Genomic DNA, 25,727 nt, shown 5'->3' with positions numbered 1-25,727 from the left:
CCGACATGACCGACGACATGCTGCGCGCCCCGGCCGAGGTCAAGTACGCCGACGAGCTCGACTGGCTCGAGTCGATCGACGACGGGCCCAAGCCGTTCTCGTGGCGGCTCAGCCCCAAGATGGTCCGCCTGTTCGTCCTTGGCTCCGAGCGCGCCGACGGCCTCGACCGCGAGGTGTCGCAGAAGTGGTTCGGCGACCGCAGCTTCGTCGAGCGCAGCATCGTGACGCTCGCCTCCGACCGCGGGCTGCTGCTGATCGGCGACCCCGGCACCGGCAAGAGCTGGCTCGCCGAGCTGCTGGCCGCGGCCATCTCGCGCAACTCGACGCTCGTCGTGCAGGGCACCGCCGGCACCACCGAGGACCACATCAAGTATTCGTGGAACGTCTCCATGGTCATCGCCAAGGGCCAGTCCCGGGCCTCGATGATCCCGTCGCCGATCATGACGGCGATGGAGCGCGGGGTCATCGGCCGGTTCGAGGAGCTGACCCGCTCCACCAGCGATGTGCAGGACGCGCTCATCTCGATCCTGTCGGAGAAGTACGTGTCGATCCCCGAGCTCGACGACGACAACATCGTCTTCGCGCAGCCCGGCTTCTCGATCATCGCGACGGCCAACAGCCGCGACCGCGGGGTCAACGACCTGTCCTCTGCGCTCAAGCGCCGGTTCAACTTCGTGCGCATCCCCGTGGTGACCAACAAGCGCAGCGAGGCGGAGATCGTCAGGTTCCGCACCACGGAACTGCTGCGCCGGCACCAGATCGAGCTCGACGTGCCGCCCAACCTGCTCGACATCCTGCTGCAGAGCTTCGCCGACCTGCGCACCGCGGCGGCGTCGGCGACCAGCGACGACGAGAAGCTCGAGTCGGCGCTGTCGACCGCCGAGCAGATCGGCGTGCTGGAGGACGCGATCCTGCACAGCACCTTCTTCGGCGACCGCACGCTGCGCGCGCAGACCCTCGCGGGCTCGCTCGTCGGGTCGCTCGCCCGGCGCAGCCCCGAGGACCTGGCGATCCTCAACAAGTACTGGCACGGCGTCGTCGAGCCGCGCAGCAAGCAGGACGGCGGGGACTGGCCGGCCTTCCTCGAGGGCGGCCGCGAGGCGATCGCCACCCTGTCATGAGTGAGCCTTTCGGGGCGCTGCGGCAGCAGCTCGTCGAGGCGGCGACCAGGTTCGCCGCCTCGCCGGGCGCCGTGCCCGAGATCCTCGCCGGGATCGTCGACGACGTCGACCGGGCGCTGCGCGAGGAGCTGGAGATCTTCCCGGTCTGCCACCACTCGCCGGCGTCCGCCCTCGCCATGGTCCGCAGGCTGCACGAGAAACAGCCGAAGGTCATCTACCTGGAGCTGTGCGAGGACCTCGCGCCGCTGCTGACGGAGCTGCGCAACTGCCGGCTGCCGGTGGCGCTGCAGGCGTTCGCCTCCGAGCTCGACACGTTCCCCAAGGACTGGGGGCCGCTCAGCGTCATCGCGCCGATCACCGAGGCCTCCGCCGAATATCAGGCGATCGCCTACGCGCTGGACACCCCCGGCGTCGAGCTGGTGCTGGTCGACCGCTCCACCGACCACGTCTTCCAGTGGCAGCCCCGCACCGCCGCCGACCCCGGTCCCCACGCCGACCCGGACGCCGACCCCGGCGCCGCCGGGCCCACCGAGGCGGGCGCCGCGGGCGAGGACGACGCGGGCGAGCTGCACGGCGACGCGGTCGGCATCGAGATCGGCGACCTGCGGCCGCGCTTCGCCGAGCTGGAGGCGCACCTGCTGCACCACGGCAAGGTGCGGCACTGGTCGGAGTGGTGGGACCAGTATGTCGAGCAGCCGCTGGTCGACGCCGACTACGCCACCTACCGGCAGGTCATGGTGCTCATCGGCAGCCTCTTCCGGCGGCTGGCGCCCAGCGACGCCGACCGGGTCACCGTCGACGAGGACCGCGAGCGCTACATGTGGACGCGCATGCGCGAGCACCTCGCCGCGTCCGGCGTCGACCGCGCCGACTGCCTGTACGTGTGCGGCGCCTTCCACGCCGCGAGCCGGGTCGAGCAGTTCGGCACCGGCCCCGACGCCGCGCCGTTCGAGATCACCCCGCGCACCGCGACGAAGTGGCTCTACGGGCTGATCCCGTCCAGCCACTCGGCGATCGAGGGTCAGTTCGGGCTCGCCCCGGGCTCCGTGTCGATCGCGGCGGCGACCTGGGCGAAGGCGGTCGCCCGGTCGAAGCTCGCCACGTTCCAGCTCGAGGGCCAGCGCGGCAGCCGGAAGCGCGCGGCCCGGCCTGTCGTCGCACCCGTCCCGACCGAGCCCGTCGAAGACCAGCTGACCCAGTTCCTCGCCAGCCCGCCCGACCTGCACGGGTTCGACGAGGAGGAGCTGCTCGGCTGGTGCGTCGACATCGTCCGGCTGGCCCGCCGCAACGGTTACCTGGCCAGCACCGCCGACGCGATCGCCGTGTTCGAGACCTCGATCCTGCTCGCCGGGATGCGCAACCGGGCCCGGCCGACGCCGTACGACTTCCAGGACGCGGCGGTCACCTGCATCGAGAAGGACGTGGTGCCGGGCCGCCGCGACGTGCGCCGGCTCTGCGAGATCCTGCTCGGCGGCGACAGGGTCGGGCAGGTCGGCTACGACGCGCTGCCGCCGCTGGCCCGCGACGTCTACGACCGGCTCGCCCCGATAGGCCTCGACCTGCGCAAGAGCACCGTGCAGCGGGCACTGCTCGACCTGAACGGCCGGCCCGAGCTGCAGCCCTGCTCGCACCTGCTGTGGATGCTGCGCTACCTGCTGCCCGACGGCGCCGTCCGGCCGATCATGGGCTCGCGCCGGCTCGGCGAGCGCTCCATCCAGGAGAGCTGGGACCTCTCGATCGGCAAGCACCAGCGGTACATCATCGAGCTGGGCTACGAAGGGGTCACCGTCGAGCAGGTGGTGGAGCGGCGGCTCCGCCGGACCGTGTACGCACCCGACGCGACCGCGGCCGTCGCCCTGCGCGCCGTCGAGGACTCGATCCTGTTCCTCGGCAGCCGCCGGTTCACCGACGAGCTGGGCGCGCGGGCCGTCGAGCTGCTCGCCGCCGAGCGCACCGTCGACGACGCTCCTGACGTGCTGCGCCGCATCCGGCGGCTGCTGGCGCACTACCGGGCCACCGAGCCCGAGCTGCCCGCGTGGTGCGGGGCGTTCGTCACCGCCGGCTACGCGCACTACTGCACCCTGCTGCCGACCGCGTTCGTCGACGACGAGACCGGCGTGCGGCAGGTCGGCGCGATGCTCGGGTTCCTCTTCTCCATGGAGAGCCTCGCGCTGTCCCTCGGCTGCGACCGGGCCCAGCTCGAGATCGCCGTCCGGCAGTCGCACCCCGAGGCGCCGGCGAAGGTCGCGCTGCTGTGGGCCGCGCACCACCAGCTCGGCCTGCTGCCCCTGGCGGACCTGCGGGCCCGGTGCGCCGGGCTGCTCGGCAACCCGCTGGTGGTGCCGACGTTCCCGCAGTACCTGAGCGGGTTCGTCCAGGCGCTGGAGCCGGTGCCGAAGCTGGCCGCGTTCGTGGTCGAGGTGATGTCCGACGCGTTCGCCCAGCTGCCTGACCCGGTGCTGCTGCCGTGGCTGCCGACGCTCATCACCACCCTGCGCGACCAGGCGGCGGAGCTGGTGCCCGTGCTGATCCGCGAGGCCGGCCGCACCTTCCCGGCGACCCTGCCGGCCGTCGACGCCTGGATCCCACCGTGGACCGCGCCGGCCACCGGCGGCGCCAGCGAGGTCGGCGGGGTCGGCTCAGGCGGGTTCGCGGGCGGCGGCGCGGCAGGGGTTGGTAGCGCGGGGTCCGGTCGGGCGGGGGCCGGGGCCGGGCTGTTCGATGGCGACGGCTTCGTGCCGGGGTCGCAGCGGTGGGATGCGGCGATGCCGGTGGCGCGGCTGCTGGCCGAGCATCGCGTAGCCAGCGACGGCGTGGCCGAGCTGCTCGGGATATCCGGCGACGGGGAGGCGGCGCCCGGCTGGGTCGACCTCGACGCGTTCGGGGCTTCCGGCGGCGAGACGGGGTCCGGCGCGCCCGGCAGCTCCGCGGTCCAGGCGTTGCTCGCATCCCACCCCGGCGCGGCAGAGGCTGTGGAGGCGCTGCTGGTCGCGGGTTAGACGAGTCTGCCTCGTGGTCTCGTGGTCGTGGCATTTCGGTGGGCGGGGCGCCGGAGTTCCACGACCGCGAGGCGGGAGGGCGGCCGGGGGGGCGGTGGCGGTCACCTAGCTTGCGTGGCGGGAGGGGTGGCCGCCGGGGCGCGGGCGGTGGCCACGTTGCTCGCGGTGGGAAGCGGGCAGGGTGCGGGCGGTGGCCACGATGCTCGCGCGGTGGGAGGGCGGCGCTCGCGTGGTGGGAGGGCGGCCGGGGCGCGGGCGGTGGCCACAATGCTCGCGTGGTGGGAGGGCGGCCGGGGCGCGGGCGGTGGCCACAATGCTCGCGTGGTGGGAGGGCGGCCGGGGCGCGGGCGGCGGTCACCTTTGCCGCGAGGCGGGACTGGCACAGGGACCTTAGCGTGGTGGCCATGGAGCCCTCGGCGATCGTGATCAGCGTCATCGCCTGCTTCGGGGCGGCCGTCGCGTTGGTCGTCGTCGCGGCGGTGGTGGCCGCGCGGCGGGAGCGGGAGCGGCGGGAGGCGTTGCGGCTCTGGGCGAAGCGGCACGGCTGGCAGGTGGTGGAGAAGCCGCAGGTCGACTGGGGGCGGCGGATGCCGGGGCGCAACCGGCGAGGCGTGTCGCTGGCGCTGTTCGGCACGCTGGGCGGGCGGCCGGTGGCGGTGGGGGACTACTCGTACACGACGACGTCGACGTCGACCGGCGCCAACGGGGCCACTCAGACGACGACCACGACACACCACTACGTGGCGGTGGTGACACGGCTGCGGATGCCCCTGCCGAGCGTGGCCGTGCACCGGCGGGGCGGCGGGTCGAAGCTGTGGCGGTCGATGTTCGGCGACAAGTTGACGGCCGTCGGGATCGAGGCGTTCGACCGGGCGTACCGGGTGAACTCGCCGGACCCCAGCCTGGTCCGGATGGTGCTCGGCGGGGCGCTGATCAACGAGCACGTCGCGGGGCGGGTGCCGGACTGGAGCGTCGAAGGCAATGAGCTGCTGACGTTCGTGCAGGGGCGGATCGGGCCGCCGGAGCGCATCCCGGCGCAGATCGGGCCGCTGCTGCGGGTCGCGGAGCTGATCGAGGCCCACGCCAGGACCTGACGCCCGGCCACCGATTGGAGCGCCCGTCGACCGGAAGCGCCCGCGAGACGGAAGCGGCCACCGGCTGGAAGCGCTCCGCAGGACGGGAGCGCTGGCCGACCGGAAGCGCCCGCGGACGGAAATGCCCGGCGGACGGAAGCGGACGGGAAGCGCCGCGTCAGCGGGAACTGTCGTATCGGGCCTGGGCGACGGAGATGGCGGGCATCTCGGCCTCGACGAGCTCGATCAGCTCGGTGAGCTTGACGGCGATGCGGCGGCCTGCGTCGGTGAGGCTGTACTCGACCCGGGGCGGGATCGTGCTCTGCACGGTGCGCAGCACCAGGCCGTCGCGCTCCAGGGCGTGCAGGGTCTGCGACAGCATCTTCTCGCTGACGCCGTCGACGCGGCGGCGCAGCTCATTGAAGCGGTGGGTGCCGTCCAGCAGGGCGGCCATGGACAGGATGCCCCAGCGGCCGGCAACGGTGTCCATGACCGGCCGCGACGTGCAGTTCTTCGCGAAGACGTCGAAGACCAGCTCCTCGTAGGACATTCCCTAACGGTAACTCAAAGGTTGCACTTTCTAGAAGTTAGTGCTTACTGTGGGAGAGTAGACCAGAACGAGGGAGTTCTCATGACCATCACCGTCACCGGTGCCACCGGACAGCTGGGCCGGTTCGTCGTCGCCGCGCTCAAGGGGCAGGGTGCCGACGTCGTCGCCGCGGTCCGCGACACGGACAAGGGCAAGGACCTCGGCGTGCCGGTCCGGCTCGCCGACTACGACCGGCCGGAGACGCTGGTGCCGGCGTTCGAGGGCACCGACCGGCTGCTGTTCGTCTCGGGCAGCGAGGCGGGCAGGCGGGTCGAGCAGCACCGGGCCGTCGTCGAGGCCGCTGTGAAGGCCGGCGTCGGTCACCTCGTGTACACGAGCATCACCAGGGCGGACACCTCGATCAACCCGCTCGCGCCGGAGCACCGGGCGACGGAGGAGCTGATCGTCGCGTCGGGGCTGCCGTACACCTTCCTGCGCAACAACTGGTACCTGGAGAACTACACGGGCAACCTGGGCACGGCGCTGGAGCACGGGGTGATCCTCGGCGCGGCCCGTGACGGCCGGGTGGCGGCCGCGACCCGCGAGGACTTCGCCGCGGGCGCGGTGGCGGTGCTCACCGGCGAGGGGCATGCCGGGCGGATCTACGAGGTCGGCGGCGACGTGGCCTTCTCGATGGCGGACGTCGCCGCGACGGTCACCGCGCAGTCGGGGACCGAGGTCGCGTACCAGGATCTGCCGGAGGCCGACTACGCGCAGGCGCTGATCGGGTTCGGGCTGCCCGAGGGGTTCGCGCGAGTGCTTGCCGCCGCCGACGCGTCGATCGCGCAGGGCAGCCTCGACGTGGTCACCGGCGACCTGTCGGCGCTCATCGGCCGCCCCACCACGACCCTCGCCGAGGCGGTTGCGGCGGCACTGCGGCAGCGCAGCTGAGCAGGCACGGGACACGATCCCGGTCGCCCGGCGTGCCCGCGCCGGCCGAACGATCCGGGTCGCGGACGTGCCCTGAGGGCTAGACCGACAGCGCCACCGTGGCGACGCCCGCGCCGACCAGTGCCACCGCCCACACGGTGTCCAGGTCGACGCGGGCCAGCCGCTCCAGGCGCAGCCCCACCGTCTGGTAGACCAGCAGCGCGATAGCGCCCGCCACCGCCACCATGGCCGCGGTGTGCACGCCGGTGGCGAGGAAGCCCATCCACAGCGGGTCGCCGCCACCGCCGTGGTCGTGGCCCGTGGTCAGGCCCGACGGCGGGTTCGCGACCAGCACTGGCACGAGCATGAGGCCGGCGCCGTGGACGCTCGACATCAGAAACGACCAGCCGGCCAGCTGTGCCGGGGACAGGTGCAGGCCGGGCGCGCCGACGTGCCGCCGCGACACCGCCCGCCACAGGCCGAAGCCGACCAGGACGACGCCGCCGCCGATGGCGACGAACCTGGTCGCGACCACCGACTGCAGGGCGCTGACGAGCCCCGCGACCACGAAGATCGAGGCGGCGTGCCCGGCGGCGATCGGGACGAGCGCCCGCAGCACCGCGGCGCGGCTGCGCTCCTGCACGCCGTTGGCGACCGCCAGCAACCAGCCCATGCCGGGGTTGAGGCCGTGGAACGCACCCATCGCCGCGAGCAGCACGATCACCGGCATGGTCCCGCAGCCTAGTGCGGATGTCCCCCGATCGGTGGACACCGCCGGGGTGGTATTCCCGGCAACACCTCAGGCGGCTCCCGGCGGCGTCGATGGCAGGCGCGTCGCGGTCACCCGGTCTTGAGGAGCACGGATGCGCCCTGGAGTGCGAAGCCTCGCGTTGCGCCTGCTGATGGCGGCGGGCGGCGGCCTGGCGGCAGTAAGCCAAGCGACCCCCGCCGCCGCCGCGCAGGGCACCACGCCGCCACCGCACACCGCCGCACCGCACGTCGCCGCACCGCACGTCGCCGCACCGCGCACCGCCACGCCACCGCGCACCGCCACGCCACCGCGCACCGCCACGCCACCGCGCGCCGCCACGCCACCGCGCGCCGCCACGCCACCGCGCGCCGCCACGCCACCGCGCGCCGCCTCGCCACCGCACGCCGCCTCGCCACCGCACGCCGCCTCGCCACCGCGCACCGTCGGCGGCGTGCTGACGCCGTACGCCGTGCCGGTACCGCGGCCGTTGGTGTCGACCCTGTCGCGGGTGCGCGGCCCCGTCGCCGGCGGCACGGAGGTGAGCATCACCGGCGGCAACCTGAGCACCGCCACGGCGGTGAAGTTCGGCGAGACCGCGGCCCAGTTCCGCAAGGCGGAGACGAACGGGGTGACCAGACTGGTCGCCACGACGCCGCCGCACGCCAAGGGGTACGTCGGCGTGACCGTGGTCAACGCCGCCGGGGCGAGCCCGCTGAACTCGCAGGCGCGCTTCCTGTACCTGCCGCCGCTGCCGGTGGTGACGGGCCTCAGCGCCGCGAGCGCGTCCGTGCTGGGCGGTGACGTGCTGGCCATCACCGGCACGAACCTCGACGGGGCCACCGCGGTCCGTATCGGCGCCAACGCCGCGACCAACGTCAAGGTGCTGTCGCCGACGTCGATCGCGTTCACCGTGCCGCCGAAGCTGGCCCGGGGCGTCTACGACGTGACGGTGGTGACGCCGTCCGGCACCAGCGCGACCGTTGCCGCGGACAAGCTGGCGATCGTCAACCCGCCCGCGCCGACCATCGTCTCGCTGAGCGTGACCAGCGGCCCGACGTACACGACCACGCCGGTGATCGTGACCGGCACGAACCTCAGCGGCGTCACGGCGGTGCGCGTCGGCGACACGAGCACGCTGTACCAGCGCATCTCCGACACCCAGCTGCGGGTCACGATGCCGGTGCACGCGGCCGGCCGGGCGACGGTGAAGGTCACCACCGTCGGCGGGGTCGTGGAGGGCACCGCCGCGCCGTTCACCTACCTGGCACCCCCGCCGCCGTCCGTCGGCGCGGTCATCCCGACTGCCGGCGGGACCAGGACGTGGACGACGGTCGAGGTCTCCGGGGCCAACTTCGCCACGGTTGACCGGGTCACCTCCAACGGCGCGGTGGTCTCGTTCGTGAAGCTGTCGGAGAGCCGGCTCAAGGTGTACCTGCCGCCGCGCACCCCCGGCACGGTGCAGCTCCAGGTCATCACCAAGGGGGGCGCCAGCGCCGCCGTCCCCGCGTCGATCTTCACCGACAAGATCTGACGCACCGGGAGGGAGGGGCCGCCACGGGGGCGGCCCCTCCTGACCGATTCAGATGCGTGAGGTGAACGTCGACAGGTACCGGTCGGCCACCGGCGCCCCGGCGTTGGTGAAGCAGGCGATGGTGACGAGGGCGGTGCCGCCCGAGTCGCTCCACAGCTTCTCCAGGCCGCAGTAGTTCGACGTGTCGCCGTAGGCGGTCACCTGCGAGTGCGTCTCCTTCTGGTGCAGGTCCGGATACTTGATGACCATGCCGCCGAGCGAGTTGGCGCCGAAGCCGTAGACGCTGTTGAAGTTCGTCTGCCCGGTGAACGCGTTGGCGACGTAGCCGAAGTAGGCCGGCACGGTCGCGGTGACCGCCCGCTGCCGGTGGAACGAGGCGACGAACTCGGAGTCCATGAGCGCGCCGGTGAGCGGGTTGTAGCAGGCGACGAGCGCGGTGACGTCGGTGCCCGACCAGACCCAGCGGGCCACCTTGCACCGGCGTGCCTGCGCGTTGGGCTGCACCGCGGTCACCTGGATGTTGCCGGCCTGGACGCCGGCCGCGCCGACGCCCGTGAAGCGCACCGTGTAGTACCCGGGCGACGACGGCACCACGGTGATGGGGCCGCCGGTGGAGTTGTACTGCTGCACGATCGCGCCCGGCGAGGCCACCTGCACGGAGGCGTACGTGTTCGCCGCGGGCACCACGCCGGAGCTCAGCGTCCACAGCACCGTGAACGGCGTGTCGGCCGGTACCCCGCCGGGCTTGAAGCACTGCACGTCGACGACCTCGTCGACACCGGAGATGTTCCAGCGGACCGCCTCGCAGAACCGGCCGTCGGCGGCGACCGCGGTGACGTGCGGGATGCCCCGGGCGCCGGCGACCCCGACCTGCGGGAACCGCACCAGGTAGCGGCCGGTGGCCACCTTGATCCCGTCGGCCCAGGCGGCGGGGGCGAACGTCTTCCAACTGCCCCACTGGTAGGTGGTCGGCAGTGTGTTCCACACCGTGATGGTGGGGTCCTTCACGTACGCGAATCCCCAGCGGTCAGGAGTGGCGGCCTGTGCGGGGGCGGAGGGGAGGAGGAGGGCTGCCGTCACCATGGCGGTGGCGACGGCGAGCAGGCGTCTGCGCATCCGTGCTCCAATCGATATTGATCGATACTGCTGCCTGTACTGTGCCGGGGGTTGCACGAAAACGCTGTCGTATTCAATACATTTCTCACCCCGGATGAAATGCATGACGGGGCATCGCCCTCACCCGCGGGACCGCTACCCTTTGCCGGACTTCGATCCTTGCTGGGGGTGAACCCGGGTGCGACGAATCCTCATTGCGGTGGCCGCCGCCGGTGCCGTGAGTGCACTGGGAGCTTGCACGGCGTCGGGCGCGGAGGAGGTGGGCACGCCCAACCTCGCGGACCGGGGCGTCACGATGACCACGGTGAAGCCCACCCGTCAGGACCTGACCAACAAGGTCAGCCTCAGCGGCAAGGTCCAGCTCGGCCCGACCTTCGGCCTGGTCGCCCCGGTCGACGGCGAGATCCGCTATCTCGACGTGAAGGCCCCCACGAGCACACCGACCAAGCCGACCAAGGTCGCCAACGTCTGGGCCGGCGGCAAGGCCACGCCGATCGAGGTGCCGGCCGGCGCCGTCTTCAGCGGCCGGCTCGTCGACGACCGGTCCAAGGTGACCGCCGGCATGCCGGTCGTGTCGGCCAAGCAGTCCGGGTACGGCGTCGTCGCGGACATCGACGGTTCCCAGGCGTACCAGATCTCGGACCAGCTCGAGTCGGTGCAGGCGCAGATCAAGAGCGGCCCCGGGCCGTTCCCGTGCACCGTGCTCGGCACGCTGGCCGCCCTGCCGGCCGGCGCGATCCCCGAGCCGGTGACGCCGCAGCCCAACCCGTCGGCCTCGGCCGCGCCGCCGCCGAGGATCGTCGGCCAGCAGCAGCAGCCGTCGGAGCCGACCGGCATGCGGCTGGTGTGCGTCCCGCCGGCCGACGTCAAGGCGATCAACGGCGCCGCCGCGACCGTCGAGGTGATCACCGCCCGGGTCGCCGGCGCTCTCGTGCTGCCGGTCGAGGCGGTCGCCGGCTCGCAGGGGCACGGCAAGGTCGACGTCGTCAAGGCCGACCAGACGCGGGAGACCCGCGAGGTCACGCTCGGCCTCAGCGACGGCAAGGTCATCGAGATCAAGAGTGGCCTCACCGGCGACGAGACCATCGCGGTCCCCGGACCCAACCTGCCCGCCGCCAAGAACAACGAGCCGGTGCCGGGGTTCACCAAGTGACCCCGCTCATCGAGATGCGGGGCATCACCAAGACCCTCAAGGGGCAGCAGGAGCCCCGGGTGATCCTCGACGGCGTCGACCTCACCGTCGGGCGCGGCGAGAGCGTGGCGATCCTCGGCCGGTCCGGCTCCGGCAAGAGCACCCTGCTGAGCCTCATCGGGCTGTTCGACCGGCCCGACCAGGGGCAGTACCTGATGGGCGGCCGCGACCTGGCCCGCATCCCCGAACGCAAGGCCGCCGCCCTGCGCAGCGCCGAGTTCGGCTTCGTCTTCCAGCGCTTCTTCCTGCTCAAGCACCTCACCGCCGCGCAGAACGTGGCGATGGCCCTGGTCAACGGGCAGGGCTGGCTGCCGCGCCGGCACCGCCGGGCCCGCGTGCTGGACGCCCTCGACCAGGTCGGCATCGCGCACCTGGCCAAGCACCGACCCGCGAAGCTGTCCGGCGGCGAGCAGCAGCGGGTCGCGGTCGCCAGGGCCCTGGTACGCAGCCCGAGCCTGCTGCTCGCCGACGAGCCCACCGGCGCGCTGGACACCGAGACCGGCAACCTCGTCATCGAGGTGATGCGCGCCGCCACCGACCGCGGCTGCGGCCTGATCCTCGTCACGCACGACCAGGCCCACGCCGCCAAGATGCAGCGCGTGCTGTCCCTGCGCGACGGGGTCCTGCACGACGGGGTCCTGCACGACGGGGTCCTGCACGACGGGGTACTGAGCGACGGGGTGCCGGCATGACCGGCCCGCAGCGGAGCGAGGAGCCGGGCATCATAAGCGCAGTTCGACGGTCAGGGCGGCGCCGGAGCGCAGCGGAGGTGACGTCATGACCGTTCCGCGCGCGCTTCGGCTCTCCGGCCGGCTGCGGTCGGCGCTCATCATCGGCGGGCAGGGCATCCGCTCCCGCAAGCTGCGCACGTTCCTGTCGATGATCAGCCTGTTCCTCGGCGTCCTGGCGGTCGTCACCGTGCAGGCCGGCGCCGAGACCGCCAAGACGCTGCGCCTCGCCGACCTGGAGCTGCACGTCGGCAAGGACGGCACCCGCCAGATGTACGTGCCGCCGACCGCCGACGCGATGGACGCCGCCCTCACCAGCGTCGCCGGCAAGCCCGGCGCGGTCGGCATGATGCAGTACCAGGCGATCATCGGCGAGCCGAACGTCCTGCCGATCAACCAGGGCGCGGCGCCGTTCGACAACAACGACGGCGGCTACTACGGCCCGTCCATGGAGATGTACTGCGACCCGGTGACCGGCGGCTGCCGCCCGGTGCAGAGCGAGGCGATGACCCAGCCGAAGGGCCAGGCGATCGAGCTGGTTCTGCAGGGCCTCACCGGCGACGTGCGGCAGTTCCGCCCGTTCCGCCCGGTCTCCGGCGCCTGGCTCGACTTCGGCGGCGAGCCGTCCTACTCGCCGCGGCTGGTGCTCAACAAGGAGGCGGCGAAGGGCTTCAGCCGCTACCGGATCCCCGCCGAGATGCGCGTCGAGGGCGCCACCGCCAACCCGACGCCCCGCATCATCGGGGTCGTCGACGACGGCAACTCCCAGCCGACCGCGTACGTCCGGGTCGACGAGATGCGCAACTGGATGCCGAAGACCACGGCGAACCAGATGTACGGCCCCGGCCTGCAGCTCTTGTTCGCGCCGTCCGCCGGGGAGACCGAGGCGCTGGTGATCCGCAAGCTCACCGCGCTCGGGTTGCCCGGCGACATGCTGCGCGTGGAGACCATCAACGCCCGCAAGGACATCGCGGGCGAGCTGGCGATCATCCGCTGGATCTTCCTCGGCATGGCCGCCCTGGTCCTGCTCATCGGCGTGGCCGGCATCCTCAACGTCGGCCTGGCCACCGTCGGCGAGCGGGTCGAGGAGTTCGCGCTGCGGCGCGCGGTCGGCACGCCCCGCTCGCTGCTGGCCGGGATCGTCCTGGCCGAGACGCTGCTGACCGGGCTGCTCACCGCGGCCGCCGCGATCGGGCTGGCGGTGGTCGCGCTCGACGTCGGCGCCGGCCTGCTCGGCTCGCGGGTACCGCAGCTGCAGGAGACGACGTTCCCTTGGCAGGCGGGCGTCGCCGGGGTCATCGCGGGCCTGGTGGCGGGCCTGCTCGGCGGACTCATCCCGGCCATCCGGGCCGCCCGGATCCCGATCGCCACCGTCATGCGGGCCTGAGCGAGGGGGTGCTCACCGGAGCACCCCCTCGCCGTGCCAGGGCTACGGGGCCCAGGGGTTCTCCACGGACCACGTGGTGTCCTCGGTGAACGACCCGGGCGCGTCCCACGCGTTCGGGCCGCCCGGGGTGGCCAGCCACAGCTCCGCGTTGCGGTGCCGCAGGTACTGGCCGGGGAAGTTCCAGGCGGTCAGCCGCACGCCGCCGGTGCCCTGCTGGGCGCACCAGGTGGCGTCGGCCTTGAACAGTGCCGAGTTGTCGTTGGGATCCTTGCGGACCCGGTACGACTGGTGCCGCAGGTAGTGGCCGGGGAAGTTGCGCGACTCGAAGGAGTAGCACGACGCGTCGGCCAGGCCGGGCACGATCCGCCAGGTCGCGTCCTGCTTGAGCAGCGTGCTGCTGTTCGCGTCGACGACCTCGGTGTAGCCGAGGCTGTTCTGGTGCCGGATGTACCGGGTGGTGCAGCACGGCGTGACGACCCGGAACGACCGGTACACGTTGGTGGGCAGCGTGGCCGGCGGCGGCGGGTTGGTGGAGGCGTTGATCAGCGCCTGGTTCGCGGCCCGGATGCGGGCCGTGTCGACCTTCACCACCTGCCGGTCGTAGGTGAGGAAGCCGTTGCTCTCGTTCTCCACGTCGGTGATCTCGGTGTAGACCGACGCGGACAGCCCGGCCGGCATGCCGCCGGTGCGGATCTGGTCGTACAGGCCGACGAGGCGGTTGTTGAGTGCCGCGGCGTTGGCCTGGTCCTCGTAGCTGAAGCCGTTGCCCGGCGACCATTCGTGGCCCGCCACGCGCAGGCCGAGGCCGCCGAACTCGCCCAGGACCGCGGCCCGGGTCGCGGTCGGCAGGGTGGAGCCGGGACCGACGTAGATGTGGTTGTCGATCACGTCGCCGTTGCCGCCGTCGACGGAGCCGCAGCAGTTGACCCCGCTCATGTTGTTCACCAGGCGCGACGGGTCGTAGGCCTTGACCTCGTTGGCGATGCGGGCCTGGTCGTACTGCCCCCAGCCCTCGTTCTGGTTGACCCACATGACCAGCGACGGCGAGCTGCGGTGCTGGTCGATGATGCGGTCGTACTCCGCCTCCCACTGGGTGCGCGCGGCGGTGGTCGGGTTCTTGCCGGTCGGCATGGCCGGCATGTCCTGCCACACCAGCAGGCCGAGCTGGTCGGCGTGGTAGAACCAGCGCTGCGGCTCCACCTTGATGTGCTTGCGGACCATGTTGAAGCCGAGGTCCTTGTGCGCCTGCAGGTCGAAGCGCAGGGCGGCGTCGGTCGGCGCGGTGTAGATGCCGTCGGGCCAGTAGCCCTGGTCCAGGGTGCCGGACTGGAAGACGAACTGGCCGTTGAGCAGGATGCGCAGCTTGCCGTTGACGGTGCCGACGGAGATCGAGCGCATGCCGGCGTAGCTGCCGACGGAGTCCACGACCGTCGAGCCGCTCTTGAGGTCGATCCGGACGGTGTACAGGAACGGGTCGCTGGGCGACCAGCGGTGCGCGTTGGGCACCGGGACGCTGAACGCGGTGCCGGTGCCGCCGTTGGCCGTGCCGACCTGGGTGGCGCCGTCGAGCACGGTCGCGGTCACGGTGTGCCCGGACAGCCCGGCGCCGTGCACGGTGACCGACAGCGTGTTGTTGGCCAGGTTCGGCACCAGGTCGACCCGGGTGACCCGGGCCGCCGGGGTCGGCTCCAGCCAGACCGTCTGCCAGATGCCGGAGGCGCCGGTGTAGAAGATGCCGCCGCCCGCGTGCGGCAGCACGTCGTTGCGGCGCTGCTTGCCGACCGCCTGGGTGCCGGCGTCCGTGGGGTCGTAGACGCCGACGACAATGGTGTTGGTGCCGCCGTTGAGCAGCGGGGTGATGTCGTAGGTGAAGGCGTCGAAGCCTCCACTGTGGACGGCGCCGGCCTGGGTGCCGTTCACCCAGACCGTGCTCTGCCAGTCCACGGCGCCGAAGTTGAGCTGGACGCGGCGGCCCGCCCAGCCCGACGGGACGGTGAAGGTGCGGCGGTACCAGAGCCGGTCGTTCTCGGTGACCTTGCGCTGGATGCCCGACAGGGCCGACTCGACGGGGTACGGCACGCGGATCTGCTCGCCGAACGTCGCCGGCGGGGTGGTCTGGCCGCTACCGGTGACCGCGAAGTCCCAGATGCCGTTGAGGTTGAGCCAGTCGGTGCGGGTCAGCTGCGGGCGGGGGTACTCCGGCAGCGGGTTGGTGGTGGGCACCGAGTTGGTCCACGGGGTGGTCATCGGTGGCGTCTTGGGGGTCCAGGCGCTCGCGGGCGTCGACGTGGCGATCACGGTGCCCGCGGCGGCCAGCAACGGTGCCAGTGCCAGGGCGAACCATCTTGAGAGCTTCATAAGAGGGGCTCCTCGAGGTATGCGTCAGCCCCGGTGGCGGCCGAGGCTGGTCCGTGGGAACGACGGACGTCCCCACGGACCAACACATACACTCACAATCCAACGAAGAGTGTCAAGAGTCACTCATCAATGTCCCGCACCCCTGCGGCGTTGGATCGAACATTTTTGAACACGGTCATGCGCCGAACGCCTCCCACGAGCCCGCCGCGGGCCGGTTGGCCGCGACGGAGCTGCCGGCGGCGACGACGGCTGCGGTGAGCAGCCTTCGCCAGCGGCGCGGGGATGGTGCCATCGCGGGGTGTCCTTCCTGGGCTGATGGGGGTTCCAGCCAGGCAAGACGCGCGCCGATCGCGCTTCCTGAGACCCGCTCGCGGCAAGGCGCCGACCTGTCGCGCGCGGGCGGGGGGACAACTGTCGCGGTGGATGGCGGCCACCGTGTTCGTTATCGGGGTTAACTAACCATCGACGGCGCCGCACGGCAATGCCGAGTTTTTCGAGATGCGGCATTTCGACCGTTCTACGGAAAACTGATGGCAGTCGATGCGCATATTGAGAACCTCAGAGGTTTTCGTTATAGAACCGTGATATCTCGCAAAATCGCTCACCTGTGGTAACCGTCACATGTTTTGTTTGTCCGGCTTTATGGTTTTTGAAGGCCGGTCATCGCCCGGAAACACCCCGGTAACCGATTACGCAGCGTGGGATTTCCGGACCTGAGCGGTTACCGGTCAGTAACTACGGGCCTTGTCCGCACCCGGGGGAGGCGGCAACATCGTCCGCACGCCCCACCCCGGTTCCACCCCCTGCCGCGCAGGGCCGGCCAGGGCGTCGAGACACCAAGGCCGGTGCGAGCGCCCGCAAGTGACAGGGAGCCGCCGCACCGTCCGCGACCCCCGCGACCCAAGAGGAGCTTCACGTGTCCGTAGCTCAGGGCAGCGCGGTGAAGGGCCGTACGCGATGGAAGCGTTTCGCAACCGTCGTCGTGCCCGCCACCTTCATCGCCGGCGCCATCGTCTTCGGCCAGGCCACCGGCGCGATCGCCGCGTCGTTCAGCGTCTCCGGCCAGCAGTTCAAGGTCTCCGCCGACAAGCTCGAGGGCACCGGCTTCGTCCAGTACGGCGGCGTCGCCACGGAGAAGGGCGGCAACCCCGCCAACCCGGCCGACCCGAAGAACCACTTCGTCGCGGTCTCCGGCATCAAGTCCGCGAAGCTCTACAACCTGTGCCAGTCGGTCAAGGTCCCCGGGCTGCCCGTCAGCATGGTGATCCACGCCGGCCAGGCCGCGGGTGCCCCCGCCGAGGCGACCGACCTGCTGATCGACCTGACGTCGCTCAAGGGTGACGCCACGTTCCAGAACATCCAGATCGGCATCGACGCGTCCGACCTGACCAAGGGTGGCCCCAACGCCAAGAGCCTGCAGCAGGGCAGCTTCGCCCAGCAGGCGGACAGCGTGGTCATCACCAACCTCAAGCAGGTTGCCTGGTCGACCACCGCCGGCACGTTCAAGCTGACCGGGCTGGACCTCAGCCTCTCCACCGGTGGCACCCCCTTCGAGTGCTTCTAGTTCCACGGCCTGGGCCCGCGGCGTCACATCCGCGGGCCCAGGTGTTTGCTGTCAGTACTTCCAGCTGGAGGACCCCGTGACCACTCCTCACCCCTCGCACGTCAAGCGCCGTGCGACCTTCGGTGGGTGGCGCGCACAGCGGCCGTTCTGGGGTGGCCTGTTCCTGCTCCTGTCCGGGCTCGAACTGTTCCTCAGCGCAAACCTGCAACTCGCCCTGGAGGTCCACTTCGGACCGACCGGGTTCCTGTCCTACGTGATCCCGGCGATGCTCGTCCTCTGCGGCGTACTCACCTGGCTGTCCCCCGGCCAGCGGCTGTTCTACGGCATCCTGGGCACGCTCACCGCGCTGTACTCGATCATCGGGCTCAACCTCGGTGGCTTCTTCCTCGGCATGGTGCTCGGCGTCGTGGGCGGTGGCCTGGCCGCCGCCTGGTCGCCGGGGGCCGGCGCGGCCGCGGACGGCACCGAGGCGCAGGACGGCGAGCCGGCGTACGAGCGGGCACCGCTCAACGACCTGCTCGACGAGGAGCCGGAGCGCACCGCGTCCGAGCGGCCGTCGCTGAGCAAGGCGACCGACCCGGCCGCCTACGACGAGCCGACCCGGGAGCAGCCGGCGTTCGACGAGCCGGCCGGCCGGCACACCTCCGGGGTGCTGACCGACTCGCTGCCGAGCGCGCAGCGCAGCCCGCTGCACGACGACTACCAGGCACCGTCGCGCGGCGGGGCGGGCAGCGCCGACGACGAGCGCCCGCCGGCCGGCCACGACGGCCTGCCCCGGCGCCGCGGCCTCGGTGTCCCGCTGTTCGCGCTGCTGCTCACCGGTACCGTCGCGGGCGCCTCGCTGGTCGGCGCCACCCACGGCGCCACGCCGGCCTTCGCGGCGCCGACCACCTGCGCCAGCCCTTCCGTGACGGGCAGCACCGGCGCCCGGCCGGCGGCCAGCGGCGGGGCGGCCTCGGCGGCGCCGAGCCCCAGCCCCTCGCCGACGAAGACCGAGGAGAAGAAGCCGGGCCTGTTCGACTGGCTCGATGACCTCTTCGGCGGCAAGAAGGCCGACCCGGTGCCTTCGGTGTCACCCACCACGGCACCCTCGGCGCCCACCTCCGCCGCGGTGCCGAGCGCCGTGAAGACCCCGTCGAAGTCGGCGTGCCCGAGCGCCTCGGCCACGCCGAACGACAAGAAGGCCCAGGTCGCCGCCGGCCAGCCGTTCGTGGCGTCGGCGCCGTCAATCCTCATCGCGGACCAGATGACGATGGACAGCCTCGTCTACGACGGGGTGGCGGAGCTGACGAGGAAGGACGGCAGCAAGGTCAAGGTGCTGGCGTTCAGCATGAAGAACTCGGTGTCCAAGCCGTTCGAGCTGCGGACCCCCGGAGCGCCGAAGCTGCTGCTGACGAAGAGCACCTCGCTGACCGTCGAGGGCAACGTGAAGTTCTACACGTCGAAGTTCTCGGCCAACGTGCTGGGCATCCTGCCGCTGACCTTCACCCCGTCGTTCCCGCCGCCGCCGATCCCGCTGCCGGGGTACTACACCAACTGCAACATCGAGCTGGTGTACGTGCAGTCCAACGTGCTGCGGGCGCCCGGCCTGAGCATCGCCTACGCGTCCTGAGGGGGTGGAAGTCGATAGGTCATCGGCGTCTCCGACAACCTGATCGGTGACGCCACCGACCTGGCACCATCGACTTCCACCACCGGCGCCAGCCCGAGCCGCTCGGCCAGGGCGATCCCCTCCGCGACCGTGTTGACCGGCCCGCAGGGCACGCCCGCCGCCGTCAGCACTTCGATCCAGTGGGTTTTCTCCCGGTGTACCGTCACCGCCTCGATCGCCGCCGTCAGCGCCGCGCGGTGCGCGACTCGCCCCGAGTTCGTGGCGAAGCGCCCGTCCTGCGGCAGCCCGAGGGCCGACGCCAGCCGCTCGAACTGCCGGTCGTTGCCCACGGCGACCGCGAACTCCCCGTCGGCGGCCCGCAGCGTCTCGTACGGCGCGATGCTCGGGTGCCGGTTGCCCATCCGCCCCGGGACCACGCCGGCGTTCAGGTACCCCGAGGCCTGGTTGACCAGCCCCGCCAGGAGGCTGCTGAGCAGGTCCACCTCGACCCGCTGGCCCCGGCCGGTGCGCTCCCGGGCGTACAGGGCGGCCAGGATCCCGGCCGTGAGCTGCTGGCCGGCCAGCACGTCCACCAGCGCGACCCCGACCTTCGTCGGCGTGCCGCCGGGGTCGCCGGTGATCGACATCAGGCCGCCGACCGCCTGCACCAGGAAGTCGTAGCCCGGGGCGGGCTGGTGGCGCCCGAAGCCGGTGACGCTCGCGTACACCAGCCGCGGGTTGCCGATCTGCTCGTAGCCCAGGCCGAAGCGCTCCATGGTGCCCGGGGCGAAGTTCTCCACCAGCACGTCCGCCGCCGCGGCCAGCTCGAGGGCCTGCCGCCGGCCGTCGTCGGTGCCCAGGTCCAGCGCCAGCCCGCGCTTGTTGCGGTTGACCGACAGGAAGTAGGTCGACCGGCCGTCGGCCGCGAACGGCGGACCCCACGCGCGGGTGTCGTCGCCCGCGCCGGGCCGCTCCACCTTGACGACGTCGGCGCCCAGGTCGCCGAGCGTCATCGTGGCGATCGGCCCGGCGAGGACCCTGGAGAAGTCCGCGACGAGGATGCCGTCGAGCGCGCCCACGGTCGTCAGATGCGCGCCAGTGCGGCCCGCAGCGGGTCGAGGCCCAGCGAGCCGAGGTTGAGCGCGTCGCGGTGGAACGCCTTCAGGTCGAAGTCCGCGCCCTTGCGGGCCCGGGCGTCGTCGCGGGCGGCCAGCCAGGCGCGCTCGCCGAGCTTGTAGGCCGGGGCCTGGCCGGGCCAGCCCAGGTAGCGGTTGAGCTCGAAGCGCAGGCTCTTCTCCTCGACCCGGCAGTGCGCGCGCAGGAACTCCCAGCCCAGCTCGGGCGTCCACCGCTCGCCGGGGGCGAAGCCGAACGGGTTGTCCCGGGGGATCTCCAGCTCCAGGTGCATACCGATGTCGATGATGACGCGCACGGCGCGGAACGCCTGCCCGTCGAGCATGCCGAGCCGGTCGCCCGGGTCGGCGAGGTAGCCCAGCTCGTCCATGAGCCGCTCCGCGTAGAGCGCCCAGCCCTCGCCGTGCCCCGACGACCAGGCCAGGATCCGGCGCCACCGGTTGAGCAGCTCGGCCCGCACGTAGGTCTGGCCGATCTGCAGGTGATGGCCGGGGACACCCTCGTGGTAGACCGTGGTGACCTCGCGCCAGGTGGAGAACTCCTCCACGCCCTGCGGCACCGCCCACCACATCCGGCCCGGGCGGGAGAAGTCCTCGCTCGGCCCGGTGTAGTAGATGCCGCCGTCGGACGTCGGCGCCAGCATGCACTCGATCTGCTGCACCTGGGCCGGGATGTCGAAGTGCTGCCCGTGCAGCTCGCGCACCGTCGCGTCGGCGAGGGACTGCATCCAGTCGCGGAACGCCTCCTTGCCGCGGATCGTGCGGGCCGGGTCGGCGTCGAGCGCGGCGACCGCGTCGTCGACGGTGCCACCGGGCACGATCTTGTCGGCGACCGCGCGCATCTCGCTCTCGAGGCGGGCGAGCTCCTCGAAGCCCCACGCGTAGGCCTCGTCGAGGTCGACGGTGGCGCCGAGGAAGTAGCGGGAGGCGAGCTGGTAGCGCTCGCGGCCGGCGGCCTCCTTCTCCCGGCCCAGCGGCGCCAGCTCGCGGCGCAGGAACTCCCCGTGCGCGATCGTCGCGGCGCGGGCCGCCTCGGCGTTGCGGGCCAGCTCCGCGGCGAGGGTGCCGCCGAGCCCGCTGCTCACCTTGGCGGCGAGGTCCGGGTAGAAGTTGTCACCGCCGGGGTCGGCCCAGACCTCGCACTGCTTGGCCACCTCGAGGATCTGCCGGGCCGGCGCCACGTGCCCCTGCCGCGCGGCGTGCAGCAGCGAACGCTGCCACTGCTCCAGCGCGACCGGCACCGCGCCGAGGCGGTCCCTGACGTTGGCCGCGGCCTCCTCGCCCTCGGTCGCCATGAGGTCGAACGAGCTGCGGACCCCGTGCAGCGGGCTGGAGATCACGTTGACGTCGCTGGTCATGTCACCGGCCTCGAACCGCTCCAGGGCCAGCCCGAGCCGCTCCTGCATGGCCTCCTTGGCCACCCGCTCGGTCTCGTCGGCGGGTGTCTCGGCGGCGAGCGCGGCGAGCGTGCGCCGGTCGAGGTCAGCGAGGGCGGCGAATCCGTCGGGCGAGAGGTCGGTCAACCTGTTGTCATGACCGGCCACTCCGACGAAGGTCGCCCCGATCGGGTCGAGGGGCGCCCACTGCTCGACATAGCGGTCTGCGATGTCATCGATAGATCCCACGGGCCGACCCTACGCGACCGCGTTCCGCGTTGTCGCCCGTGTTCAGGCCAATTCGCAACCAGTGGCCTGACCTGCGTTCACAGGTCTGAAATCCGCGCGACGAGGGCCGGTGCGCGGGCGCAGAGTAAGGCCCATGATCTCTCCCGCTCCTGACGCGTCCCGGTGGCTGCCGGCGTTCCTGGCCGTGGCGTTCATCTGGGGTACCAGCTTCATGTTCATCAAGGACGCGTTGGTCGAGCTGGCACCGGTCTACGTGGCTGGCTACCGGATCGTGCTCGGCGCGCTCACCCTGCTGGTCTTCCTCTTCGCCCGGCGGCTGCGGCTGCCGCGCGGGGCGCGGCTGTGGGTGCACCTGTTCGTCTACGCGATCTTCGCCACCACGGTGCCCTTCGCCCTGTTCGGCTACGCCGAGCAGCGGGTCCCCTCGGTCCTCGCCGGCATCTGGAACGGCACCGCGCCGCTCACCACGCTCGTGGTGACCCTGGTCGCGATGCGCTCCGAGCGCCCGTCCCGCCGGCAGATCGCCGGTCTGCTCGCCGGGTTCGTGGGGGTGCTGGTCGTCCTCGGCGTCTGGAACGGCGTCGGCGGCAGCTCCCTGACCGGCCAGCTCATGCTGCTCGGCGCGGTCACCTGCTACGGCATCGCCTTCAACTACACCCGCTGGCTGATGAAGCACTTCGAGCTGTCGCCGCTGCAGCTGTCGGTGGGCCAGCTGACCATGTCGACGCTGCAGCTGCTGGTCGCGGCGCCGCTGATCGCCGGCGCGCCGCCGTCGCCGCTGTCGCACTCGCCGCGGGTCTACCTGGCCGTCGTCGCGCTCGGCGTCTTCGGCACCGGGATCGCGTTCGCGCTGAACAACCACGTGGTGCGCGTCGCGGGCATCACCACCGGCTCGATGGTGACCTACCTGCCGCCCTTCGTCGGCGCCATCGCCGGGGTCGTCGTGCTGCACGAGCACCTGACCTGGAACCAGCCCGTCGGCGGCATCATCGTGCTGTGCGGCGTCGGCATCTCCCAGGGGCTATTCGTGCGACTCGGCCCACGCCTTCAGCTCGGCGGCCGGCAGCGTGTTGACGATCCGGTCGAGCGGGACCCCGCAGGCGACGGCGCGCGCGCAGCCGTTTGACAGCCAGTCGAGCTGCCCGGGGGCGTGCGCGTCGGTGTCGATCGAGAACCGGCAGCCCGCCTCCAGCGCCACCCGCAGCAGCCGCTTCGGCGGGTCGAGCCGCTCCGGCCGCGAGTTGATCTCGATCGCCTTGTCGTGCTCGACCGCCGCGGCGAACACCCGCGCCGCGTCGAACCGGCTTTCTGGCCGCGTGCCACGCCCGCCGGTGATAAGGCGCCCCGTGCAGTGGCCGAGAATGTCCAGATGGGGATTCGCCAGGGCGGTGACCATCCGCCGGGTCATCACCTCCGGCTCGTCCTTCAGGTTGCTGTGCACCGAGCCCACCACCACGTCGAGCCGCCCCAGCAGCTCGTCGGTCTGGTCGAGCGAGCCGTCGGCGAGGATGTCCACCTCGATGCCGGTCAGGATGCGAAACGGCATGCCCAGCCCGGCGAAGCCCGCGTTGAGGTCCGCGACCACGTCGAGCTGCTCGGTGAGCCGCTCCGCGGACAGCCCTCTGGCCACCGTCAGCCGCGGCGAGTGGTCGGTCAGCACCAGGTACTCGTGGCCCAGCCCGGCGGCCGCGAGCGCCATCTCCTCGATCGGCGACCCGCCGTCGGACCAGTCCGAGTGGGAGTGGCAGTCGCCGCGCAGCGCCGCCAGCATCGCGGCGGTCGCCTCGTCGAGGTCCTGCCCGGCGGTCGCCTCCAGGCGGCGCAGGTAGACTGGCTCCTCGCCGGCGAGCGACTCGGTCACGCACCGCGCGGTCACCTCGCCGACGCCCGGCAGCTCCGTCAGCGTGCCGGCCGCGGCCCTCACGGCCAGCTCACCCTCGGGCAGCTTGTCCAGGGCGGCCGCCGCCCCGCGGAACGCACGCACCCGGTAGGTCTTCTCACGGGCCCGCTCCAGCAGGAAGGCGATGCGTCGCAGATCGGCGAGCGGATCCCTCATGCCCTAGAAGGTAGTGCTCCGCGTGCCACGGTGCGCGACCACCGTCCGCGTGCGGGTCAGCGTCGCGAACGGGTTGGCGAACTGCAGCACCAGCGCCCTGAACTGCGCCTCCGGCCGGCAGGTGATCATCAGCAGCTGGTCGCCGTCACGCACGTCCCAGAACGTCCCGTCGTGCACGCCGGCGGTGATCACCCCGTCGACGTGCAGCGCGCCCGGCCGCAGCCTGCGCCTGCCTGCCACCGCCGGCGCCTCCGACCGCGGCACGATCCGGATCGAGGCGATCGCCGCGAGCGGCACCTCGATCCTGCCCGTCCCCGCCCACCAGCGGTCCAGTCCCTGCGGCTCGATGACCAGGGCCGTATCGGTGACCGTGAGCTGCAGATGGGTCGGGACCCTCATCAACGCGATCGGACCGGCCACGATGAGGCCCAGGACCGTCGCGAGCGCCAATCCGGTGCTCATAACCGCGAATGTACGCCCGTCAACGTGACCCGTTGCCGTTTTCCGTAAATCATGACCGTTGGGAGTTGACATGCGAACGATCGACTGGGTCGACGGCGCCGTCGTCATCGTCGACCAGACCCGCCTGCCCGGCGAGACGGTCTGGCTACGGCTGTCCACTGTGGATTCCCTGGTGGACGCCATCCAGCGGCTGGCCGTCCGGGGCGCGCCGGCCCTGGGCGTGGCCGGCGCCATGGGCGTCGCGCTCGCCGCCGCCGCATCCTCGGACCCCGCGGTCGTCGCCGAGCTGGCCCGCCGCGTCGAGACCGCCCGGCCGACCGCGGTCAACCTCGCCCGCGGCGCCCGCCGCGCCGCCGCGCACCTGCCCTCCTTCTCCGCGGTGCTGGACGAGGCGCTGCGGATCCGCGACGAGGAGATCCATTCCTCCGGCGAGATGGCCCGCCTCGGCGCCGACCTCGTCACGTCCCTGTGCGGCCCCGGCGTCCGCCTGCTGACCCACTGCAACACCGGCGCCCTGGCCACCGTGGTGGGCGGCACCGCGCTCGCCGTCGCCTTCGAGCTGCACCACCGCGGCGCCCTCGGCAGCGTCATCGCCAGCGAGACCCGCCCCCTGCTGCAGGGCGCCCGCCTCACCACCTGGGAGCTGGCCCGCGCCGGCATCCCGCACCGCCTGGCCGTCGACTCGGCCGGCCCCTTCCTCATGGCCCGCGGCGAGGTCGACGCCGTCATCCTCGGCGCCGACCGCATCTGCGCCAACGGCGACGTGGTCAACAAGGTCGGCAGCTACGCGCACGCCCTGGGCGCCCGCGCAGCAGGCATCCCCTTCATCTGCGTCGCCCCCGAGTCCACCGTCGACCTGTCCACCCCCTCCGGCGCCGAGGTCGAGATCGAGGACCGCGGCGCCGCCGAGGTCGCCGGCGCGTCGGCCCCGCCGGGCACGGCGGCGGTGAACCCGGCCTTCGACGTCACCCCGGCCTCCCTGGTCACCGCCATCGTCACCGACACCCGCGTCTGGCACCCCTGACGCGAGCCGCCAGCGCGACCGATCGGCTCACTGGTGATCGCGCCCTGGTTGATCTTGCTCGCTTGATCGAAGTCGTGCCGTGGTCGTCCAGACGACCGGGACACGACTTGGATCACCACGGCGGTCCAGCCGGCGCGACGGCGACCACCAGATGCCGCACGCGTGAGGCTGCCGCACGCCGGCGGAGGCAGTGCGAGCGGTAGCGAGCATGGAGGGCTCCGGGTGGGAACCGGCCGGCCCGCGGCGCCAGCCGCGCCGAAGCTGGTGCTGTGGCCGGTGACCTTGGCCGGGTCTTCGGTCGTACCCCGCCCCACTGTGGGAGCGTGGCTGCGGCTCCCGGAAGCGCAACTGAGTCGGCAACTGGGACCAGCGATCTCGAAACGGCGAACGCCCGGTCGGTCTGTGGGACCGCCGGGCGTCTGACCTGGCCTGACTGCGGTGGCGCGGGGATTCGAACCCCGGGAAGGCTTGCACCTTCACACGCTTTCGAGGCGTGCTCCTTAGGCCACTCGGACACGCCACCGCCGAGAAGGCTACCGGATGCCTATCCGCGTCCG

The 25,727-nt window shown here is 72.1% G+C and carries 19 protein-coding genes, 1 tRNA gene and 1 pseudogene; 12 read left to right on the top strand and 9 right to left on the bottom strand.

All coding sequences use genetic code 11. The features are described from left to right. Positions 1–5 precede the first annotated feature (5 nt). The 3 genes and pseudogenes from AB0H83_RS11850 to AB0H83_RS11840 all read left to right on the top strand — a co-directional run bounded on the left by AB0H83_RS11850 (position 6) and on the right by AB0H83_RS11840 (position 5,214). Positions 6–1,121, top strand: coding sequence for an AAA family ATPase (locus AB0H83_RS11850; RefSeq protein ID WP_360090916.1), 1,116 nt, complete (start codon positions 6–8; stop codon positions 1,119–1,121). Continuing rightward, positions 1,118–3,715: pseudogene (locus AB0H83_RS11845) on the top strand (DUF5682 family protein); the annotation flags it as partial. The gene AB0H83_RS11850 and the pseudogene AB0H83_RS11845, both read left to right, overlap by 4 nt. An 809-nt stretch (positions 3,716–4,524) precedes the next feature. After that, positions 4,525–5,214 (top strand): hypothetical protein, encoded by a 690-nt coding sequence (locus tag AB0H83_RS11840; RefSeq protein WP_360090913.1) that lies wholly within the window; start codon positions 4,525–4,527, stop codon positions 5,212–5,214. A 157-nt stretch (positions 5,215–5,371) separates the two neighbouring features. Here AB0H83_RS11840 and AB0H83_RS11835 read toward each other — a convergent pair whose 3' ends face one another. Beyond that, positions 5,372–5,743: a helix-turn-helix domain-containing protein gene (locus AB0H83_RS11835; protein WP_360090910.1), complete on the bottom strand. Its 372-nt coding sequence runs from the start codon at positions 5,741–5,743 to the stop codon at positions 5,372–5,374. A gap of 81 nt (positions 5,744–5,824) precedes the next feature. Between AB0H83_RS11835 and AB0H83_RS11830 the strand changes: the two genes are divergently transcribed. Then, entirely contained in the window at positions 5,825–6,673 is an 849-nt protein-coding gene (locus AB0H83_RS11830) for an SDR family oxidoreductase (protein ID WP_360090907.1), read from the top strand. 79 nt (positions 6,674–6,752) lie between these two features. Here the strand turns inward: AB0H83_RS11830 and AB0H83_RS11825 are convergent, their stop codons facing one another. Continuing rightward, a complete protein-coding gene (locus AB0H83_RS11825; RefSeq protein ID WP_360090904.1) occupies positions 6,753–7,382 on the bottom strand; it encodes a hypothetical protein in 630 nt (209 codons plus the stop codon). A 133-nt stretch (positions 7,383–7,515) separates the two neighbouring features. Here AB0H83_RS11825 and AB0H83_RS11820 point away from each other — a divergent pair, with 133 nt between their 5' ends. Next, complete coding sequence (locus AB0H83_RS11820) at positions 7,516–8,934, top strand: IPT/TIG domain-containing protein (protein WP_360090901.1); 1,419 nt, start codon at positions 7,516–7,518, stop codon at positions 8,932–8,934. Between the two features lie 48 nt (positions 8,935–8,982). Here the strand turns inward: AB0H83_RS11820 and AB0H83_RS11815 are convergent, their stop codons facing one another. Next, complete coding sequence (locus AB0H83_RS11815) at positions 8,983–10,050, bottom strand: hypothetical protein (protein WP_360090898.1); 1,068 nt, start codon at positions 10,048–10,050, stop codon at positions 8,983–8,985. 295 nt (positions 10,051–10,345) lie between these two features. On the opposite strand from AB0H83_RS11815, the gene AB0H83_RS11810 reads away from it, so the two are divergent. The 3 genes from AB0H83_RS11810 to AB0H83_RS11800 all read left to right on the top strand — a co-directional run bounded on the left by AB0H83_RS11810 (position 10,346) and on the right by AB0H83_RS11800 (position 13,357). Further along, on the top strand, positions 10,346–11,203 hold the full coding sequence (locus AB0H83_RS11810) for an efflux RND transporter periplasmic adaptor subunit (RefSeq protein ID WP_360091061.1): 858 nt from the start codon (positions 10,346–10,348) through the stop codon (positions 11,201–11,203). Further along, on the top strand, positions 11,200–11,934 hold the full coding sequence (locus AB0H83_RS11805) for an ABC transporter ATP-binding protein (protein WP_360090895.1): 735 nt from the start codon (positions 11,200–11,202) through the stop codon (positions 11,932–11,934). The genes AB0H83_RS11810 and AB0H83_RS11805 overlap by 4 nt, the downstream gene beginning before the upstream one ends. 85 nt (positions 11,935–12,019) lie before the next feature. Next, positions 12,020–13,357: an ABC transporter permease gene (locus AB0H83_RS11800; RefSeq protein ID WP_360090892.1), complete on the top strand. Its 1,338-nt coding sequence runs from the start codon at positions 12,020–12,022 to the stop codon at positions 13,355–13,357. 42 nt (positions 13,358–13,399) lie between these two features. Here AB0H83_RS11800 and AB0H83_RS11795 read toward each other — a convergent pair whose 3' ends face one another. Next, positions 13,400–15,715, bottom strand: coding sequence for an AbfB domain-containing protein (locus tag AB0H83_RS11795; protein ID WP_360090889.1), 2,316 nt, complete (start codon positions 15,713–15,715; stop codon positions 13,400–13,402). A gap of 916 nt (positions 15,716–16,631) precedes the next feature. On the opposite strand from AB0H83_RS11795, the gene AB0H83_RS11790 reads away from it, so the two are divergent. Together AB0H83_RS11790 and AB0H83_RS11785 are read left to right on the top strand one after the other, a co-directional pair. Continuing rightward, a complete protein-coding gene (locus AB0H83_RS11790; RefSeq protein ID WP_360090886.1) occupies positions 16,632–17,279 on the top strand; it encodes a DUF6230 family protein in 648 nt (215 codons plus the stop codon). 76 nt (positions 17,280–17,355) lie between these two features. Further along, on the top strand, positions 17,356–18,891 hold the full coding sequence (locus tag AB0H83_RS11785) for a DUF6114 domain-containing protein (protein WP_360090883.1): 1,536 nt from the start codon (positions 17,356–17,358) through the stop codon (positions 18,889–18,891). Here the strand turns inward: AB0H83_RS11785 and AB0H83_RS11780 are convergent. Both AB0H83_RS11780 and AB0H83_RS11775 read right to left on the bottom strand, forming a co-directional pair. Next, complete coding sequence (locus tag AB0H83_RS11780; protein WP_360090880.1) at positions 18,879–19,949, bottom strand: CoA transferase; 1,071 nt, start codon at positions 19,947–19,949, stop codon at positions 18,879–18,881. The genes AB0H83_RS11785 and AB0H83_RS11780 overlap by 13 nt on opposite strands. A gap of 5 nt (positions 19,950–19,954) precedes the next feature. After that, positions 19,955–21,628: a DUF885 domain-containing protein gene (locus AB0H83_RS11775; protein ID WP_360090877.1), complete on the bottom strand. Its 1,674-nt coding sequence runs from the start codon at positions 21,626–21,628 to the stop codon at positions 19,955–19,957. 133 nt (positions 21,629–21,761) lie between these two features. Between AB0H83_RS11775 and AB0H83_RS11770 the strand changes: the two genes are divergently transcribed. Further along, positions 21,762–22,754 (top strand): DMT family transporter, encoded by a 993-nt coding sequence (locus tag AB0H83_RS11770; RefSeq protein WP_360090874.1) that lies wholly within the window; start codon positions 21,762–21,764, stop codon positions 22,752–22,754. On the opposite strand, the gene AB0H83_RS11765 is transcribed toward AB0H83_RS11770, so the two are convergent. Beyond that, entirely contained in the window at positions 22,650–23,684 is a 1,035-nt protein-coding gene (locus AB0H83_RS11765) for a PHP domain-containing protein (RefSeq protein WP_360090871.1), read from the bottom strand. The two genes, AB0H83_RS11770 and AB0H83_RS11765, sit on opposite strands and share 105 nt — an antisense overlap. A gap of 3 nt (positions 23,685–23,687) precedes the next feature. Then, entirely contained in the window at positions 23,688–24,146 is a 459-nt protein-coding gene (locus AB0H83_RS11760; RefSeq protein ID WP_360090868.1) for a hypothetical protein, read from the bottom strand. Positions 24,147–24,216: 70 nt separating this feature from the next. Between AB0H83_RS11760 and mtnA the strand changes: the two genes are divergently transcribed. Continuing rightward, positions 24,217–25,170, top strand: coding sequence for an S-methyl-5-thioribose-1-phosphate isomerase (mtnA, locus tag AB0H83_RS11755; protein ID WP_360090865.1), 954 nt, complete (start codon positions 24,217–24,219; stop codon positions 25,168–25,170). Positions 25,171–25,606: 436 nt separating this feature from the next. On the opposite strand, the gene AB0H83_RS11750 is transcribed toward mtnA, so the two are convergent. Next, positions 25,607–25,693 (bottom strand) — tRNA-Ser (locus AB0H83_RS11750). Positions 25,694–25,727: the final 34 nt, after the last annotated feature.

The organism is Dactylosporangium sp. NPDC050688, from assembly GCF_040654515.1.
Lineage (GTDB): Bacteria > Actinomycetota > Actinomycetes > Mycobacteriales > Micromonosporaceae > Dactylosporangium.
This window is presented reverse-complemented; position numbering and strand designations above follow the sequence as displayed.

Excerpts from the sequence above, each read along its gene's own strand:
- AB0H83_RS11850 (WP_360090916.1), top strand. The coding sequence starts at position 6 with ATGACCGACGACATGCTGCGCGCCCCGGCCGAGGTCAAGTACGCCGAC.
- mtnA (WP_360090865.1), top strand. The coding sequence starts at position 24,217 with ATGCGAACGATCGACTGGGTCGACGGCGCCGTCGTCATCGTCGACCAG.
- AB0H83_RS11830 (WP_360090907.1), top strand. The coding sequence starts at position 5,825 with ATGACCATCACCGTCACCGGTGCCACCGGACAGCTGGGCCGGTTCGTC.
- AB0H83_RS11820 (WP_360090901.1), top strand. The coding sequence starts at position 7,516 with ATGCGCCCTGGAGTGCGAAGCCTCGCGTTGCGCCTGCTGATGGCGGCG.
- AB0H83_RS11795 (WP_360090889.1), bottom strand. The coding sequence starts at position 15,715 with ATGAAGCTCTCAAGATGGTTCGCCCTGGCACTGGCACCGTTGCTGGCC.
- AB0H83_RS11825 (WP_360090904.1), bottom strand. The coding sequence starts at position 7,382 with ATGCCGGTGATCGTGCTGCTCGCGGCGATGGGTGCGTTCCACGGCCTC.
- AB0H83_RS11810 (WP_360091061.1), top strand. The coding sequence starts at position 10,346 with ATGACCACGGTGAAGCCCACCCGTCAGGACCTGACCAACAAGGTCAGC.
- AB0H83_RS11840 (WP_360090913.1), top strand. The coding sequence starts at position 4,525 with ATGGAGCCCTCGGCGATCGTGATCAGCGTCATCGCCTGCTTCGGGGCG.
- AB0H83_RS11765 (WP_360090871.1), bottom strand. The coding sequence starts at position 23,684 with ATGAGGGATCCGCTCGCCGATCTGCGACGCATCGCCTTCCTGCTGGAG.
- AB0H83_RS11835 (WP_360090910.1), bottom strand. The coding sequence starts at position 5,743 with ATGTCCTACGAGGAGCTGGTCTTCGACGTCTTCGCGAAGAACTGCACG.
- AB0H83_RS11770 (WP_360090874.1), top strand. The coding sequence starts at position 21,762 with ATGATCTCTCCCGCTCCTGACGCGTCCCGGTGGCTGCCGGCGTTCCTG.
- AB0H83_RS11815 (WP_360090898.1), bottom strand. The coding sequence starts at position 10,050 with ATGCGCAGACGCCTGCTCGCCGTCGCCACCGCCATGGTGACGGCAGCC.
- AB0H83_RS11800 (WP_360090892.1), top strand. The coding sequence starts at position 12,020 with ATGACCGTTCCGCGCGCGCTTCGGCTCTCCGGCCGGCTGCGGTCGGCG.
- AB0H83_RS11760 (WP_360090868.1), bottom strand. The coding sequence starts at position 24,146 with ATGAGCACCGGATTGGCGCTCGCGACGGTCCTGGGCCTCATCGTGGCC.